15 protein-coding genes are annotated in these 16,505 nt (G+C 61.7%); 8 read left to right on the top strand and 7 right to left on the bottom strand.

Translation table 11 applies throughout. The annotated features are described in order from the left end of the window. Positions 1–53 precede the first annotated feature (53 nt). On the bottom strand, positions 54–524 hold the full coding sequence (locus HX807_RS24815) for a DUF1289 domain-containing protein (protein ID WP_003209237.1): 471 nt from the start codon (positions 522–524) through the stop codon (positions 54–56). A gap of 394 nt (positions 525–918) precedes the next feature. Between HX807_RS24815 and acnB the strand changes: the two genes are divergently transcribed. Further along, positions 919–3,519: a bifunctional aconitate hydratase 2/2-methylisocitrate dehydratase gene (gene acnB / locus HX807_RS24810; RefSeq protein ID WP_003209239.1), complete on the top strand. Its 2,601-nt coding sequence runs from the start codon at positions 919–921 to the stop codon at positions 3,517–3,519. Positions 3,520–3,552: 33 nt separating this feature from the next. On the opposite strand, the gene HX807_RS24805 is transcribed toward acnB, so the two are convergent. Continuing rightward, on the bottom strand, positions 3,553–3,975 hold the full coding sequence (locus HX807_RS24805) for a MerR family transcriptional regulator (protein WP_008431339.1): 423 nt from the start codon (positions 3,973–3,975) through the stop codon (positions 3,553–3,555). 69 nt (positions 3,976–4,044) lie between these two features. Here HX807_RS24805 and HX807_RS24800 point away from each other — a divergent pair, with 69 nt between their 5' ends. Both HX807_RS24800 and poxB read left to right on the top strand, forming a co-directional pair. Continuing rightward, positions 4,045–5,277 (top strand): NADH:flavin oxidoreductase/NADH oxidase family protein, encoded by a 1,233-nt coding sequence (locus HX807_RS24800; RefSeq protein ID WP_177051398.1) that lies wholly within the window; start codon positions 4,045–4,047, stop codon positions 5,275–5,277. Positions 5,278–5,355: 78 nt separating this feature from the next. Next, the gene (gene poxB / locus HX807_RS24795) at positions 5,356–7,080 is read left to right on the top strand and encodes a ubiquinone-dependent pyruvate dehydrogenase (protein ID WP_008431335.1); all 1,725 of its coding nucleotides are present in this window, start codon (positions 5,356–5,358) and stop codon (positions 7,078–7,080) included. 84 nt (positions 7,081–7,164) lie between these two features. Here the strand turns inward: poxB and HX807_RS24790 are convergent, their stop codons facing one another. Further along, on the bottom strand, positions 7,165–7,722 hold the full coding sequence (locus tag HX807_RS24790; protein ID WP_008431334.1) for an NADPH-dependent FMN reductase: 558 nt from the start codon (positions 7,720–7,722) through the stop codon (positions 7,165–7,167). A gap of 228 nt (positions 7,723–7,950) precedes the next feature. On the opposite strand from HX807_RS24790, the gene HX807_RS24785 reads away from it, so the two are divergent. Beyond that, complete coding sequence (locus HX807_RS24785; RefSeq protein ID WP_003209248.1) at positions 7,951–8,187, top strand: hypothetical protein; 237 nt, start codon at positions 7,951–7,953, stop codon at positions 8,185–8,187. Between the two features lie 4 nt (positions 8,188–8,191). Here HX807_RS24785 and gspG read toward each other — a convergent pair whose 3' ends face one another. Further along, positions 8,192–8,620, bottom strand: coding sequence for a type II secretion system major pseudopilin GspG (gene gspG, locus HX807_RS24780; protein WP_008431333.1), 429 nt, complete (start codon positions 8,618–8,620; stop codon positions 8,192–8,194). A 176-nt stretch (positions 8,621–8,796) separates the two neighbouring features. On the opposite strand from gspG, the gene HX807_RS24775 reads away from it, so the two are divergent. After that, on the top strand, positions 8,797–9,699 hold the full coding sequence (locus tag HX807_RS24775; RefSeq protein WP_087693738.1) for a LysR substrate-binding domain-containing protein: 903 nt from the start codon (positions 8,797–8,799) through the stop codon (positions 9,697–9,699). A gap of 821 nt (positions 9,700–10,520) precedes the next feature. Here HX807_RS24775 and HX807_RS24770 read toward each other — a convergent pair. From HX807_RS24770 to HX807_RS24760, 3 genes are all read right to left on the bottom strand, one after another. Next, positions 10,521–11,090: a GNAT family N-acetyltransferase gene (locus tag HX807_RS24770; protein ID WP_003217028.1), complete on the bottom strand. Its 570-nt coding sequence runs from the start codon at positions 11,088–11,090 to the stop codon at positions 10,521–10,523. A gap of 20 nt (positions 11,091–11,110) precedes the next feature. Beyond that, on the bottom strand, positions 11,111–13,366 hold the full coding sequence (locus tag HX807_RS24765) for an arginine/lysine/ornithine decarboxylase (RefSeq protein WP_177051396.1): 2,256 nt from the start codon (positions 13,364–13,366) through the stop codon (positions 11,111–11,113). A gap of 81 nt (positions 13,367–13,447) precedes the next feature. Continuing rightward, positions 13,448–14,821: a PLP-dependent aminotransferase family protein gene (locus HX807_RS24760; RefSeq protein ID WP_177051394.1), complete on the bottom strand. Its 1,374-nt coding sequence runs from the start codon at positions 14,819–14,821 to the stop codon at positions 13,448–13,450. A 133-nt stretch (positions 14,822–14,954) separates the two neighbouring features. Between HX807_RS24760 and HX807_RS24755 the strand changes: the two genes are divergently transcribed. Genes HX807_RS24755 through HX807_RS24745 form a run of 3 tightly spaced genes read left to right on the top strand, consistent with a single transcriptional unit; the run spans position 14,955 to position 16,484 of the window. Continuing rightward, positions 14,955–15,431: a carboxymuconolactone decarboxylase family protein gene (locus HX807_RS24755; RefSeq protein ID WP_003217021.1), complete on the top strand. Its 477-nt coding sequence runs from the start codon at positions 14,955–14,957 to the stop codon at positions 15,429–15,431. Continuing rightward, positions 15,424–15,864 (top strand): GNAT family N-acetyltransferase, encoded by a 441-nt coding sequence (locus HX807_RS24750; RefSeq protein WP_102369040.1) that lies wholly within the window; start codon positions 15,424–15,426, stop codon positions 15,862–15,864. The genes HX807_RS24755 and HX807_RS24750 overlap by 8 nt, the downstream gene beginning before the upstream one ends. Beyond that, entirely contained in the window at positions 15,861–16,484 is a 624-nt protein-coding gene (locus HX807_RS24745) for an FMN-dependent NADH-azoreductase (RefSeq protein WP_177027880.1), read from the top strand. The genes HX807_RS24750 and HX807_RS24745 overlap by 4 nt, the downstream gene beginning before the upstream one ends. The last annotated feature ends 21 nt before the right edge of the window (positions 16,485–16,505 follow it).

Here is a 16,505-nt window from a genome sequence, read left to right as displayed (position 1 = left end):
CTGTAAGAGCGGAACCATAAGCGGCCGTTACCCAAAAACGGATATGTACTCAATCACCCCCCAAACGCATCCCTGAGAAACCCCGGAGCGATATACCGCTGATAATGCGCCTCGGACAAAATAAAAAACTCCCGATCAATCGCATCCCGCAACTCAGGCAACCCCCACTCCCGAAACTCCGGCATCAAAACCATCCCGTAAGCCTCCAGATTGCTGATCACCCGCGCCCCCCGGGCAATCAACTGATAGGCCCAGCAGTACTCCGACTGATGCGGTACAAATCGAATCTTGCGCTGCTCCAGCTGCCCCCGCAGCATTTTCGGGTCAAACACCTCAAGCTTCCCGGCCATCACCTGCACCAACAACTGCTCCAGCCGCAGCCAGACCGCACGCTTTTCTTCCTCGTTATACCCGTTCCACTGAATCACCTCATGGTGAAACCGCTTGCACCCCCGGCACACAAGATCGCCGTAAACCGTGGAGCACAGGCCTACGCAGGGGGTCTTGATGGTTTGGTTAGACATGGTCGACAACGCACAAATCAGCGAAACAGTTGCACATGTTAGCCCTTTGTCTAAGGTTGATCACCCTGCAAACTTGGCGCGGCAACTTACGTTTAGAATTTTTTTGCCGTAGAATCATCCGGCCTTGTAAGGCGCCAATAATCCGTTGGAAGCTGTTTTCAAAGCGTCACGAGCACAGTCGTTCCTAAAGAACGGTGTTGGCGATGGTTATTTACCCGGTAAATAGCCAGCGCCAACCCTCATCAGCTCCGTTCTGCAGGCGTAAAACTTTGAAAGCAGCTTCTGTGAGGATTGCCGGCAGCGCTGGCTCTACGGCCCAAAAAGCCCCTGAGCGCATGCGTGCCGTGCATTTCTGGATGAGCGTCCCGTGGGACCACTGATGAGGGTAATAACTGTGCTTGAAGCCTACCGCAAACATATCGAAGAGCGTGCAGCCCTGGGTATCGTTCCCCAGCCGCTTAACGCCGAACAAACCGCAGGCCTGGTCGAGCTGCTGAAAAATCCCCCGGCTGGCGAAGAAGAATTCCTCGTTGACCTGATCACCAACCGCATCCCACCAGGCGTTGACGAAGCTGCCTACGTCAAGGCCGGTTTCCTGTCTGCCCTGGCCAAGGGCGAAGCCACTTCTCCCCTGATCGACAAGAAACGCGCTGTTGAACTGCTCGGCACCATGCAAGGCGGCTACAACATCGTGACCCTGGTCGAGCTGCTGGACGACGCCACCCTGGCCCCCGTCGCTGCCGCCCAACTCAAGCACACCCTGCTGATGTTCGATGCTTTCCACGACGTCGCGGAAAAAGCCAGGAACGGCAACGAACACGCCAAAGCCGTGATCCAGTCCTGGGCCGACGGCGAGTGGTTCAAGAACCGCCCGACCCTGGCCGACAAGATCAGCCTGCGCGTGTTCAAGGTCACCGGCGAAACCAACACCGACGACCTGTCCCCTGCCCCGGACGCCTGGTCCCGTCCTGACATCCCGCTGCACGCCCTGGCCATGCTGAAAATGGCCCGTGAAGGCATCGTGCCGGATGAGCAAGGCAAGACCGGCCCGATGAAGCAGATCGAAGAAATGCGCGGCCAGGGCTTCCCGATCGCCTACGTCGGTGACGTGGTCGGTACCGGTTCGTCGCGTAAATCGGCCACCAACTCGGTACTGTGGTTCTTCGGCGACGACGTGCCTTACGTGCCGAACAAGCGCGCTGGCGGCTTCTGCTTCGGCAGCAAGATCGCTCCAATCTTCTACAACACCATGGAAGATGCCGGCGCACTGCCAATCGAGTTCGACGTTACCAACATGAACATGGGCGACGTGATCGACCTGTACCCCCATGCTGGCAAAGTCACCAAGCACAACAGCGATGAAGTCCTGACCACCTTCGAAATGAAGACCCCGGTCCTGTTGGATGAAGTCCGTGCCGGCGGTCGTATCCCGCTGATCATCGGCCGTGGCCTGACCGAAAAGGCACGTGCCGAACTGGGTCTGCCACCTTCGACCCTGTTCAAGCTGCCGGAAGCCCCGGCTGAAAGCGACAAGGGCTACACCCTGGCGCAGAAAATGGTCGGCAAGGCCTGCGGCGTGGCTGGCGTTCGTCCAGGCACCTACTGCGAACCGAAGATGACCACCGTCGGCTCCCAGGACACCACCGGTCCCATGACCCGTGACGAACTGAAAGACCTGGCGTGCCTGGGCTTCTCCACCGATCTGGTAATGCAGTCGTTCTGCCATACCGCGGCCTATCCAAAGCCGATCGACGTGACCACCCACCACACCCTGCCTGACTTCATCATGACCCGTGGCGGCGTATCGCTGCGTCCGGGCGACGGCATCATCCACAGCTGGCTGAACCGCATGCTGCTGCCGGACACCGTCGGTACCGGTGGTGACTCCCACACCCGTTTCCCGATGGGCATTTCGTTCCCGGCCGGTTCCGGCCTGGTAGCGTTCGCCGCAGCCACCGGCGTCATGCCGCTGGACATGCCGGAATCGATCCTGGTGCGTTTCAAAGGTGAAATGCAGCCTGGTATCACCCTGCGTGACCTGGTTCACGCCATTCCTTACTACGCGATCCAGGCTGGCCTGCTGACCGTAGAGAAGAAAGGCAAGAAGAACGCCTTCTCCGGCCGCATCCTGGAAATCGAAGGCCTGGATAACCTGAGCATCGAACAAGCCTTCGAGCTGTCCGACGCCTCGGCTGAACGTTCGGCTGCCGGTTGCACCATCAAGCTGTCGAAAGAATCCATCACCGAGTACCTGAACTCCAACATCACCCTGCTGCGCTGGATGATCGGTGAAGGCTACGGCGATGCGCGCACCCTGGAACGTCGTGCCCAAGCGATGGAAGCCTGGGTTGCCAACCCTGAGCTGATGGTTGCCGATGCTGACGCCGAATACGCTGAAATCATCGAGATCGACCTGGCCGACATCAAGGAGCCTGTGCTCTGCGCGCCAAACGATCCGGACGACGCCCGTCTGCTGTCCAGCGTTGCTGGCGAGAAGATCGACGAAGTGTTCATCGGTTCGTGCATGACCAACATCGGTCACTTCCGCGCTGCCGGTAAACTGCTGGATCAGGTCAAGGGTCAGCTGCCAACCCGTCTGTGGCTGTCGCCGCCGACCAAGATGGACGCTCACCAACTGACCGAAGAAGGCTACTACGGCATCTACGGCAAGGCTGGCGCGCGCATGGAAATGCCGGGCTGCTCGCTGTGCATGGGTAACCAGGCACGTGTAGAGCCGAACTCGACCGTTGTGTCGACGTCGACCCGTAACTTCCCGAACCGTCTGGGTGACGGCGCAAACGTCTACCTGGCTTCGGCCGAGCTGGCGTCGGTGGCTTCCATCCTGGGTCGCCTGCCGACCGTCGAGGAGTACATGGAATACGCCGCGAAGATCAACACCATGGCCAGCGACGTGTATCGCTACCTGAGTTTTGACCAGATCGCCGAGTTCCGTGAAATTGCTGCAAGCGCCAACATCCCTGTGGTTCAAGCCTAAGGTTTTGTTGCTGTAAACGAACGCCGCGTATCGTCAGATGCGCGGCGTTTTTTTATGCGCCTCGATTGAGGCCCAGACCTTGTCCTGCGCCTGGGTGCACGGCGTGCCTTCCGGGTGTGCCTGGATCGTGGCGATCACCGCGCGTAACTCGGCCTTGCTCTGGTCCATTCGGGCTTGAAGCTCTTCTATCTGCGCAATCCTGCGCTCAAGCCTCAAGACGATATCGGCGCGTTTCGCCTCGCTCGGCGAATCGTCGGGCATCAGCGCCTTCAACTCCTGCAAGCTGAAACCGGCGCGCTGAGCGCCCTGGATCAATTGCAGCGTCTGCAACGTCTGCATGGGATAACGGCGATAGCCATTACCTTGTCGCTCGACCTGGATCAGCCCCTGGGCTTCGTAAAAACGAATCTTCGAGGCTGCCAAGCCGCTGCGTTCCGCCAGTTCACCAATATTCATCGCCAACCCCATTGACCTTAAAGTGACCTTTAAGCTTAGCCTGAGCGCTCCCAATGTGAGGAGTCAAGCATGTCGCCCTTTGAAGCGTTGCAATTGCCCAACGGCCAGCTCATCAGTAACCGCATCGCCAAGGCGGCGATGGAAGAGAACATGGCGGATGCGAACCAGGCGCCTTCCGAGGCCCTGATGCGCTTGTATCAAGCCTGGGTCGACGGCGAGCCCGGCCTTATCCTGACCGGCAACGTGATGATCGACCGCCACGCCATGACCGGGCCCGGCGGCGTGGTGCTGGAAGACGAACGTCACCTGGACAAGTTTCGCCAATGGGCCGCGATTGGCCGGGCCAAGGGCGCGCAGTTCTGGGTGCAGCTCAACCACCCGGGCCGTCAGACCATGGCCAACCTCGGCCAGCAGGCCCTGGCACCTTCGGCGGTGGCCCTCGATCTCGGCGGCTTTTCGAAGATGTTCGCCCAACCCAAAGCCATGACCGAGGACGATATCCAGGACGTCATCACGCGCTTCGCCACCAGCGCGCGTCTCGCCGAAAAGGCCGGCTTCAGCGGCGCGCAGATTCACGCGGCCCACGGCTACCTGCTCAGCCAGTTTCTCTCGCCCTTGAGCAACCAGCGCACAGACCGCTGGGGCGGCGGCGTGGAGAACCGCGCTCGGCTGTTGCTGGAAGTGATCAAGGCCGTGCGCGCCGCCGTGAGCGCGGATTTCTGCGTGGCGGTGAAACTCAATTCCGCCGACTTCCAGCGCGGTGGCTTCGACGCCGCCGACGCCCATGCCGTGGTCGATCTGCTCAACCCGCTGGCCATCGACCTGCTGGAACTGTCCGGCGGCAGCTACGAAGCCCCGGCCATGCAAGGCGAGGCTCGCGACGGACGCACCCTGGCCCGCGAAGCCTATTTCATCGAGATGGCCAGCGACTTGGCGAAAGTCGCCAACATGCCGGTGATGGTCACCGGCGGCATCCGGCGCTTGCCGATCGTGCAGCAAGTCCTGGACAGCGGCATCGCCATGGCCGGGATCGCCACCGCGCTGACCCTGGAGCCGCACCTGATCAAGCAATGGCGCGCCGGCCGCGATCTCAACCCGCAATTGCCGCCGATCCGCTGGAAGCGCAAACCCCTGGCCAGCCTGGCGAGCATGGCAGTGGTGCGCTATCAGCTTCGCCGCCTGAGCCGTGGCCGCCAGCCGAAACCCGGGGTGACGCCGCTGCTGGCGTTGATAAAAGACCAACTGTTTATCGCCCGCCGCACTCGGCAATATCGCGCCGCGATGACCAATTCTTCACATTGAGCGGGGAGCATTCAGCGCCATGGAACTGTCCTTAACTGATCAGCAGCTTTTTACCCTCACTGACGATTGGAGTTCTTCATGGCGAAAATCACCCTGGCCCAGCAATTGGCGACCACCCTTGAACAGGCGGGCATCAAGCGCATCTGGGGCCTGACCGGCGACAGCCTCAACGGCCTGACCGACTCCCTGCGCACCATGGACAGCATCGAGTGGATGCATGTGCGCCACGAAGAAGTGGCCGCGTTTGCCGCCGGTGCCGAAGCCGCCGCCACCGGCGAGCTGACCGTATGCGCCGGCAGCTGCGGCCCCGGCAACCTGCACTTGATCAATGGCCTGTTCGATTGCCATCGCAACCACGTGCCGGTGCTGGCCATTGCCGCACAGATCCCCTCCTCCGAGATCGGCCTGAACTACTTCCAGGAGACCCATCCCCAGGAGCTGTTCAAGGAGTGCAGCCACTTTATCGAGCTGGTGACCAACCCCGAGCAGATGCCTCACGTGCTGCACCGTGCCATGCGCTCGGCGATCCTCAACCGCGGCGTAGCGGTGGTGGTGATTCCAGGGGATGTGTCACTGTTGGAAGTAGAAGATAAATTCAAACCGTGGCCGGCCTTGCTGGCACCGCGCACGTTGCCGGCGGAACAGGACCTGCAACGCCTCACCGACATCCTCGAACACAGCGGCAAAGTCACCCTGCTGTGTGGCAGCGGCTGTGCCGGCGCCCACGATGAGGTGGTGGCCCTGGCCGACGCCCTCGGCGCGCCCGTGGTGCATGCCCTGCGCGGCAAGGAACATGTGGAGTGGGACAACCCGTTCGACGTCGGCATGACCGGCCTGATCGGCTTCAGCTCCGGCTACCACGCCATGCTCAACTGCGACACGCTGATCATGCTCGGCACCGACTTCCCGTATCGCCAGTTCTACCCGACCGACGCAAAAATTATCCAGGTCGACCGCAACCCACAGGCACTGGGCCGGCGTGCCACGCTGGACCTGGGCATTGCAGCTGACGTCAGCGAGACCATCCAGGCGCTGCTGCCGCGCCTGACCCGCAAGACGGACCGCAGCTTCCTCGAAACCTCGCTCAAGCATTATGAAAAAGCCCGCCAAGGGTTGGATGACCTGGCGGAACCGTCAAAGGCCGGCCGGCCAATTCACCCGCAATACGTTGCGCGCCTGCTCAGCGAACTGGCGGACGACGACGCAATCTTCACCGCCGACGTTGGCTCGCCGACAGTCTGGGCGGCGCGTTACTTGAAAATGAACGGCAAGCGCCGGTTGATCGGCTCGTTCAACCATGGCTCGATGGCCAACGCCATGCCCCAGGCCATCGGGGCGCAAGCCGCGTTTCCCGGGCGCCAGGTGATTTCGATGTCCGGCGACGGTGGGTTCACCATGCTGATGGGTGATTTCATCAGCCTGGCGCAGCTGAACCTGCCGGTGAAGCTGGTGGTGTTCAACAACTCTTCTTTGGGCTTCGTCGCCATGGAGATGAAAGCGGCGGGCTACCTGGATACCGGCACCGAGCTGAAAAACCCGGACTTTGCCGCCATGTCCAACGCCATGGGCATCCTCGGTATTCGCGTAGAGCAGTCCGAAGACCTGGAACCGGCCCTGCGCCGCGCCCTGGCCCACGACGGCCCGGTGCTGGTGGACGTGGTCACCGCCACCCAGGAACTGGTGATGCCACCGAGCATCAAGCTGGAGCAGGCCAAGGGCTTCAGCCTGTACATGCTCAAGGCGGTGATGAGCGGACGCGGTGATGAGGTGATCGAGTTGGCGAAAACCAACTGGCTGCGTTAATCGCACCGTAGTCGCCGACCACGCGGCCGACCGCAGACAAAAAAGACCCCGCTTAAATAGCGGGGTCTTTTTTCGCACGACTGATCAACCGTGCTGTTTTTCCACCCACTTGCCATAGGCGTCGATAAACGCCTGCAAGAACGGCTTGGTCTTTTCCGAGACCTTGCCCGACTCATCGAACACGCTGCCCGCACCGCCCAGGTAGGCTTCCGGCTGCTGCATGCACGGCACATCGAGAAACACCAGCGACTGGCGCAAATGGTGATTGGCCCCAAAACCGCCGATGGCTCCGGGAGACACACTGATCACCGCACCCGGCTTGCCGCTGAAGACACTTTGGCCATAAGGGCGCGAACCAACGTCAATCGCATTCTTCAATACACCCGGCACGGAGCGGTTGTATTCGGGGGTCACAAACAGCACCGCGTCGGATGAACGCACGTGTTGACGGAAAGTACTGTAGGCTGCCGGCGGTGCAGCACCGTCGATGTCCTCGTTGTAGAGCGGCAAATCGCCAATTTCGACAATGTTCAACTTGAGGTTGGCGGGCGCCAACTCGGCCAGTGCCAGGGCGACCTTGCGGTTGATCGACTCTTTTCTCAAGCTGCCGACCAGTACGGCAATCGTGTAGACCTTGCTCATTGGGGTTTCCCGATTTCTGACTTAAGGAGTTTGTAGTTATAGAGCCTGCGCGACGCTATCACCAGCGCGTTTTTGCAATCCCCAGGGACGTTTACACCGCAGATGGATTTGTAAGTAATGTCTGAAAAAGTCAACGAATAGTATTTTTTTTCAATAGGTAAACTACCCCGCTCTCCTACGGTCTACAGAACCGCAAATCGAGTGTTTATCTCCAGAGGTTCTAAACAGATGGCAGCAGTACTTGTCGGACAGTTCCATGCCAGAGACGCGGAAGGTCGCGTTTATTCGGTGCATGAGTTCCAGGAATCCAACCCGCCCCTCGACGGCCTGGCTGGCTCGGCGCCCACCACCACCTACAAGCTGGCCATTGGCGACCGCGTAGAAAAACTGGATGGCGATGAGTTCAGGCTGATTCAGTCGGGCACTATCATCACCCGCGAATCCGCCACGATCCACGCTTCATAAGACTTTATTCCCCATAGGCGATATCAACATTATCGCCGACGCCTCCCAGTGTCCGGTCCTTGCCGAACGAGAACAGATCAAAGTTGGTTTTGGCCTGGCTGGGAGGATAGTGGTACTGATAGGCCACGCCCCAAGGGTCCGTCAGCATGTCCTGATCCTTGAGATAGGGTCCCCGCCACTTCCCTTCTCCCGCTGGCTGAACCGTCAACACCGCCAGACCCTCGTCGTCGGTAGGATAACGCCCTACATCTTGATGAAAACGCTCGACTGCCTTGCCCAGCTCTTTCAACTGGACCTTGGCCGTGGCGATTTCCGACTGAGTCACGTCGCCGAAGATCCGCGGCCCCACCGCAACCGCCAACACACCGACCACCAGCACCACCACCAGCAGGTCCCACAACGAAAACCCGCGCGTGTCTGTTTTACCGAGCATCGATAAGGCTCCCCCGTGGATCCTCTGGTTGATACGCCCTTTGTATGACCTGCTGGTTGCAGGCGCCAAGGGACTTGATCGTGCAAGTCTAGTTGGGGCGCTGCCGTGGCGGGTCTTTTTTCCACGCCCGGGCCTGAGCCATTGAATCCACGTCGCGCTGAACATAGACTCCGGCCATGCGTTTACGTCATATCGAAGTCATTCAAGCGATTTTACAGACCGGACACCTCGGCACCGCCGCCGAATGGTTGCAACTGCCCGTGGCCGATGTGGACGCAACCCTCAAGGATGCCGAGCTGCAGTTGGGCTTCATGCTGTTCGCCAGTGTGCGCGGACGCTTGCAGGCCACCCGGGAAACCCTTGAGCTGCAGGCCGAAATCGCCCACCTCTATGCAGCCCTTGAGCCGGTGCAACGCCTGGCCAGCAGCCTTAAGCACCATCATGCCCCGCCCTTGCGCGCACTGTGCACCCCGCCGCTGGCCAATCAACTGCTGCCCCAGGCGATCGCCGTGCTGCGCCGACGTTTCCAAGACACGCCGTGCAACCTCTCCAGCCATTCCACCCGGGATATCGTCAAAAGCCTGCTGCTGCACGAAGCCGACCTCGGCCTGAGCCTGCACGACCCGGACCATCCGCAAATCCACAGCCAACCGCTGGCCCACGGCAAGTTGCAATTGCTCGCGCCCCATGGCTGGCTGAAGCCTCGGCAGAAGTACATTGCGCTACAGGAACTGGCCGGGCAGTCGATGATCGGCCTTGAAGGCCAGGACCCGCTGAGCCGCCTGCTGGACAGCAAGCTGCAAGCCCTGCGCCCGCTGCCGGTGGTGCAAACGCGGGTGCAGACGTATCAGATGATGCGCAGCATGGTAGAAGCCGGGGAAGGCCTGGCGATTGTCGACCCGTTCACCGCCAGCGGAGCACGGGAAGCCGGGCTGGATGCGTGCCCATTGTCACCGCCGATTGTGGTGACCTTGTATGCGTTGACCCTGAAGGGCAGCGAGCCATCGCCCGCCTTGAATGCGCTGCTGGAGATTGTCACCGAGAAGGCTGAAAGCCTGCTGACAAGCACATTGCCGTGAATGTGGGAGCTGTCGGGCCTTGGCGAGCCTGCGAAGGCGGCGGCACAGTCGATAAAGAGGTTGCCTGACACACCGCTATCGCAGCCTCGCCGAGGCTCGACAGCTCCCACAAGTTTCGGGAGGGGGCCGGCGGTTGTGTGTTTGATCGCAAGCACTCGGCTTGCGCAAATCGAATGTGGGAGCTGTCGAGCTTCAGCGAGGCTGCGAAGACGGCGGCACTGTCGATAAAGAGGTTGCCTGACACACCGCTATCGCGGCCTCGCTGGGGCTCGACGGCTCCCACAGGGGGTCGGGGGAAGTCTGGGAGTTGTGTGCTCGGTCGCAAGTACTTGGGTTGCTCAAATCGAATGTAGGAGCTGTCGAGCTTTAGCGAGGCTGCGAAGGCGGCGGCACTGTCGATAAAGAGGTTGCCTGATAAACCGCTATCGCGGCCTCGCTGGGGCTCGACGGCTCCCACAGGGGGTCGGGGGAAGTCTGGGAGTTGTGTGCTCGGTCGCAAGTACTTGAATTGCGCAAATCGAGTGTGGGAACTGTCGAGCTTTAGCGAGGCTGCGAAGACGGCGGCACTGTCGATAAAGAGGTTGCCTGATCTACCGCTATCACGGCCTCGCTGGGGCTCGACGGCTCCCACAGGGGATCGGGGGAAGTCTGGGAGCTGTGTGTTCGGTCGCAAGTACTTGAGTTGCGCAAATCGAATGTGGGAGCTGTCGAGCTTCAGCGAGGCTGCGAAGGCGGCGGCACTGTCGATAAAGAGGTTGCCTGACACACCGCCATCGCGGCCTCGCTGGGGCTCGACGGCTCCTACAGTTGATCGGTGCAGCTCAGACTGCTTCCAATTCTGTCTTGAACAACCGATACCAGAAAATCGCCACTTCGCGCGTCTGCGGATCAATCCCGCGATAGCGCAGGTGGTCGATCCCGCCCATCACATACCCGCAGCGCTCATACAGCCGGCAGGCACCGAGGTTGTTGTTCTGGGTCTCCAGCATCATCCCCGGCAGGTTCTTCTTGCGGCTCCAGAACTGCGCCACGTCCAGCAATGCCTTGGCCACCCCGTGGCGCCGCGCGGGCAAGACCACCGCCAGCTCATCCACATGGGCAAAGCCGTTCCAGTTGGTGCTGACCACGATATGCCCCACGGGCCGGTCATCGAGGTAGGCCATGAACACCGCACTGTCGGCCGCGTCACGGAAGCTGGCGAATTCCTCGGGATCGATGCCGTAGCATTTGCGGTATGGCACGATACGCTCCACCGCCCACTGGTCGACGCGCTTGCCCATTTCCGGCTTGCCGTAGGCGTTGACTTCAAAGCTGAAGTCGTTCCCCCACACGTAGGCGTCAAATCCTTCGTCAGCCACCCGGACACTGAGGCCCGGGTACTTCGGGTTCATTACAGCTTGCATAAACATCCTTAACCCTTGATGCAGTCGACGGTGTAACAACGACCACTGCCGTCATCTTCGTGTTGCAGTCCATGAACATCGGCAACAAAGCCGGGGAAACTGCTATCGAACGTCCTGGCAAACGCCAGGTAATCAATGATCGAGCGAGTCGATTCGGTAAAGCGCTCACCCGGCATTATCAACGGAATGCCCGGCGGGTAAGGCACCAGCATGACCGCTGCGACCCGACCTGGCAAAGCGTCGATGGACACCGCCTCGACTTCGCCCTTGACCAACAGGTCGTAGGCGTCGGCCGGTTTCATCGCGATTTCCGGCAGTACCGTGTACATCCGCTTCAGGTGCTTGGCCGTGGCATTGCTGCGGTAACAGCTGTGCAACTGGTCGCACAGATCCTTCAAACCCAATCCCTGATACCGCGCCGGGCCCTGCTGAAACACCGATGGCAAACACACAGCAAGGCTCACGTTGGCGTCATAACTGCGCTTGAATTCCAGCAGTTCGGTGAGCAGGGTACTCCACTTGCCTTTGGTGATGCCCATGGAAAACAGCACGAGGAACGAATACAGCCCGGTCTTTTCCACCACCAGCCCACGTTCCCAGAGGAATTTACTGACCACCGCAGCGGGAATTCCGCACTCGCTCAAAGCCCCGCCGGCATTCAGGCCAGGCATCACCAGGGTGACTTTTATCGGGTCCAGCAGCACGTAGTCTTCGGCGATATCGCCAAAGCCATGCCAGTCGGCCTGGGGTTGCAGCAGCCAGTCTGCGGTCACCACCCGGTCAATGCCCGCCACCAGCGGCGGCTGCCAGATGGAAAACCACCAGTCTTCAGCGGCGATGTGCTGGCGCAGGTTGGCCAGGGCACGTCGGAAGCTCAGGGCTTCGTCAAACATCTCCTGCAGCAAGGAACGCCCCGCCGGGCCTTCCATCATCGCCGAGGCCACGTCCAGGGAGGCGATGATGCTGTACTGCGGCGAGGTGGAAATATGCATCATGAACGCTTCGTTGAAGCGGTCGCGGTCCAGCTTGCGCACGCCGCCATCCTGCACATGGATCATCGACGCCTGGCTGAACGCCGCCAGCAGCTTGTGCGTGGAGTGCGTGGTGAACACCAGCGGGCTCTCGGGCGTGCGCGAAGTGCCCATGCCATAGCGCCCGGCGAAAAACTCATGAAACGCCGCGTAGGCGTACCAGGCTTCGTCGAAGTGCAGCACCTCGACGCTGTTGCCCAGTTGCTGCTTGATCAGTTCGGCGTTGTAGCACAGGCCGTCATAGGTGGAGTTGGTGACCACCGCCAGCTTGACCCTGGCCGGTCGGCCTCGGGTCAGCGGGCTGGCGTCGATCTTGGCGCGGATCGACTCGGGGCTGAACTCGCTCAGGGGAATCGGCCCGATGATCCCCAGTTCATTGCGCTCCGGGCACAGGTACAGCGGGATGGCGCCGGTCATGATGATCGAATGCAACACCGACTTGTGACAGTTGCGGTCCACCAGCACCAGGTCATCCCGGCCCACCATCGAGTGCCAGACGATCTTGTTGGCGGTGGAGGTGCCATTGATCACGAAGTAGGTGTGATCGGCGCCGAAGTTGCGCGCTGCCCGCGCCTCGGCTTCGGCCAACGGGCCGGTGTGGTCCAGCAGCGAGCCGAGCTCCGGCACCGACACCGACAAGTCCGAACGCAGGGTATTTTCCCCGAAGAACTGATGAAACGCCTGCCCCACCGGGCTTTTGCGATAGGCCACGCCGCCGCCATGACCGGGGGTGTGCCAGGAATAATTGGAATCCGCCGTGTGCTGCACCAGGGCCTTGAAGAATGGCGGCAACAGGCCATCCAGGTAGGCGCGGGCCGCACGGGCCACTTGCCGGGCAAGAAACGGCACGGTGTCTTCAAACAGATAAAGAATGCCCCGCAACTGGTTCAGCTCGCTCATGGCATCGGCCGGGGCGTTTTCCAGGGTGACCTGCTCACCGAGGGCGAAGATCGGCAGGTTTGGCGCCCGCACCCGCGCCAGGCGGATCAGCTCCACCATGTTTTGCATCAGATGGGTATTTTCCCCGGCTCCCTCGGCGGCAATCAGCATGCAGGCCAGGCCGTGATGGGTCGAAGCCACCAGGCGACCCTCGGCGTAGTCCACCGCCGAAAAGATACTGAAGCCCTCCTGCTCAAGCTCCCGGGCGATGCCCCGGACGCGGTCGCCGGCAACCGTGTCGGCCTTGATGTCGCGGTGTACGATCAGAACCGGGAACTTCAGGTCTTTGTACATGAGCGCTTGGCGTCCTGAGGGCTATGCCTTCAGGGTAGAAGCTCGGGGCCGATGTGGCGAATGAAGATGTTCAACCGGTGTTCATAAAGCGCCGTCGATGACCTCGCGCAACACCAGCGCCGCTTGCACCGCTTGCTGGCGAGTCGCCAGGTTGGTGAAGCCCATCAACAGACCTTGCTGACCACCGGGCTCGATACTCCAGCCCGACACGGCCTGTATCCCCAGCCCGGCACGTGCGGCGGCCGCAGCGACGGCCTGATCGCAGACGTCCACCCGCAGCCGCGCCAGCAGGTTGATCCCGCCGGACTGCTCATCCACCTGCAAAAGCGCCCCGCAATGACTGGCCAGTGCCTCCACCAGAAAGCCGCGCCGCGCGGTGTAGAGCTGGCGCATTTTTTTCAGGTGGCGGGTGAAATGGCCCTGGTCGAGAAAGTCCGCCGTGGTGGCTTGCAACAATTCGGCGCTGCGGTTTTGCAGCACGCCGGCGCTGGCCTCAAAGGCCGGGAGCAGCGCCCGAGGCACCACCAGATAACCCAGGCGCAGCCCCGGGAAGAGCATCTTGCTGAAACTGCCGGAGTAGATCACCCGGTCGGCCGTGTCCTGGCTCTTGAGCGCGGCCAGGGGCTGGCCCTTGTAGCGGAACTCGCTGTCGTAGTCGTCTTCCACCACCCAGCCGCCGTGGGCCTGTGCCCAATCGAGCAAGCGATGGCGCCGCGCAGTACCGAGGGCGACCCCCAGCGGGCTCTGGTGGGCCGGGGTGACAATCGCCAGCCGGGCGCCGGGCGCACGCCGTATGCCCTCCTCCACATCAAGCCCGTCGTGGTCCACCGGCACCGGGACCAACTGCGCCCCCAGGTGCAGCAGCAGTTGCCGCGCATGCAGGTAGCCCGGGTCTTCGAACCAGCATGGCTGGCCGGCCATCTGCAGCGCATCACACACCAGCGCGAGGCACGCCGAGTAACCGGCACACACGAACACCTGCTCCGGCGAACACTCCACGCCCCGGTACAGCGCCAGGTATTGCGCGATCGCCACACGCAGCGAGCGGGCGCCACGCACATCGCCCATGGCCAGGCTGTTGACATCGACTCGGCGCACTTGCCGGGTGACCAGCCGCGCCCACAGCTTGCGCGGAAAGCTGTCGAGCGCCGGCAAGCCCAACTGCAACAGGCGCGGGGCCGACGCCGGCGCCACGGGTTCGGGTTCAACCGGCAACGACTTGATCGAGCGCTGCGGCAACGCCTCGGCCACCACTGTTCCCGCCTGGCCCCGCGCCAGGAAGAACCCTTCGCTCACCAGCAACTGGTAGGCCGTCTCCACCGTGCCCCGGGCCACCTTCAGTTCCTGGGCCAGGCTGCGCACCGACGGCACCCGCTCACCGGGGCGCAGTTGGCCCTGGTCGATGGCCTGGCGAAAGCGCCGGTAGATCTCCTGGTATTTGGGCAGTGACGACATGGTTATCCGGCTCACAGTGAATCAGCCCTGAAGTCTGATCTTGTCCCAACCCGCTTGTCCATTCTTGGCCCTATTGAGCCGGCGACCCGGCCGCCACACTGACGGCATCACTTCACGAAACAAGGAGCACCCCATGCAACACCGTCTCGACTACGCCCTGGCGGCGCCCGTCGGCTACAAGGCCCTTGGCTCGGTGCACAGCTACATCCACGGCTGCGGCCTGGAGAAGGAATTGATTGACCTGGTGTACCTGCGGGTCTCGCAACTCAACGGCTGCGCCTACTGCCTGGACTCACATTCGCGCGACCTGCTCAAACAGGGCGTGAGCCTGGAAAAGCTGATGCTGCTGGCCGCCTGGCGCGAAGCGTTGCCGTTGTTCAGCCCGCGTGAACGCGCCGCGTTAGCTTGGGCCGAGTCGGTCACCCAGGTCGCACAAACCGAGGTGCCGGACGAACACTATGCCGAGGCCAAGGCCCTCTTCGATGACAAGGAAATTGCCGACCTGACCCTGGCTATCGCCCTGATGAACGCCCTGAACCGCGTCGCCATCAGCTTTCGCAAAGTCCCTGCCGCCGTAAAAGCGCACATGGAGCACGGCAACCATGAATGACTCTGTTGAGTTTGTGCACATCGAAAGCGACGCCGACTGCCTGGCCTGCTTTGCCGTTATGCAGCAACTGCGGCCAAAGCTCGAAGGCCCGCACGCCTTCGTCCAGCAGATCCAGCGCCAGCGCGAAACCGGCTACCGTCTGCTGGCCGCCCGGGAAAACGGCCAGGTGCTGGGCCTGGCCGGTTATCGCCTGACGGAAAACCTGCTGTATGGGCGCTTTATCTACGTCGATGACCTGGTGGTGGACGCCTCCCTGCAACGCCGACGCCTGGGTGCGCACCTGCTGGACGAGGTACGCCAGCACACCCGCCGCCTGGGCTATCGCTACCTGGTGCTGGACACCGGCATGCACATGGCCCTGGCCCAACGCTTCTATTTTCGCCAGGGCCTGCTGCCACTGGGGATGCACTTTTCACAGGACCTCGGCCAATGACCCGCGCCCTGCTACTGAGCTTCAGCCCCCACGGCAAGGCCGCCCAGACCTTCCGCCTGGCCCGCGCCCTGCTCCGCGAACAGGCACCCGAGGCCGAAGTGGTCGAACGCGACTACGGCGGCCAGGCCCTGCCGGCGCTGACCCGGGAATACGCCAACGCCCTGACCACGCCCGGCGGCCTGAGCGGCCCGGCAACCGAGCGCTCCGAGCAACTGATTGTCGAGCTGGAAGCCTGTGACCTGTTGATCATCTGCACCCCCGTGCACAATTTCACGGTGCCGGCGGCCCTCAAGTGCTGGATCGACCATGTGGTGCGCATCCACCGCAGTTTCACGGTGAATCCGCAGTTTGAGAAAGTCGGCTTGCTCAAGGACCGGCGCACCTTTGTACTGGTCAGCTCCGGCAGTTCGCGAAAAAACCGCGAGCCCGACTTCCTCACGCCCTACCTGCAGGCGATCCTTGGAACCGTGGGCATTCACGCGGTGGATTTCGTCTATCTGGGGGCCATGGTGCGTGGCGAAGCCGCCGTGCAGCGCAGCCTGGAACAGGCCCACACGCAGTTGGCCGAGGCATTTGACCGGCAAGCGGGCGCCCGGGCGGCAATCAGCGCTGGCGCGTAAAATTAATGGCGCTAGAATCAG

This window comes from Pseudomonas sp. D8002, assembly GCF_013385695.1.
Classification (GTDB): domain Bacteria; phylum Pseudomonadota; class Gammaproteobacteria; order Pseudomonadales; family Pseudomonadaceae; genus Aquipseudomonas.
The sequence above is the reverse complement of the archived record's forward strand: the minus strand, read 5'-3'. Positions and strand labels throughout refer to the sequence as shown.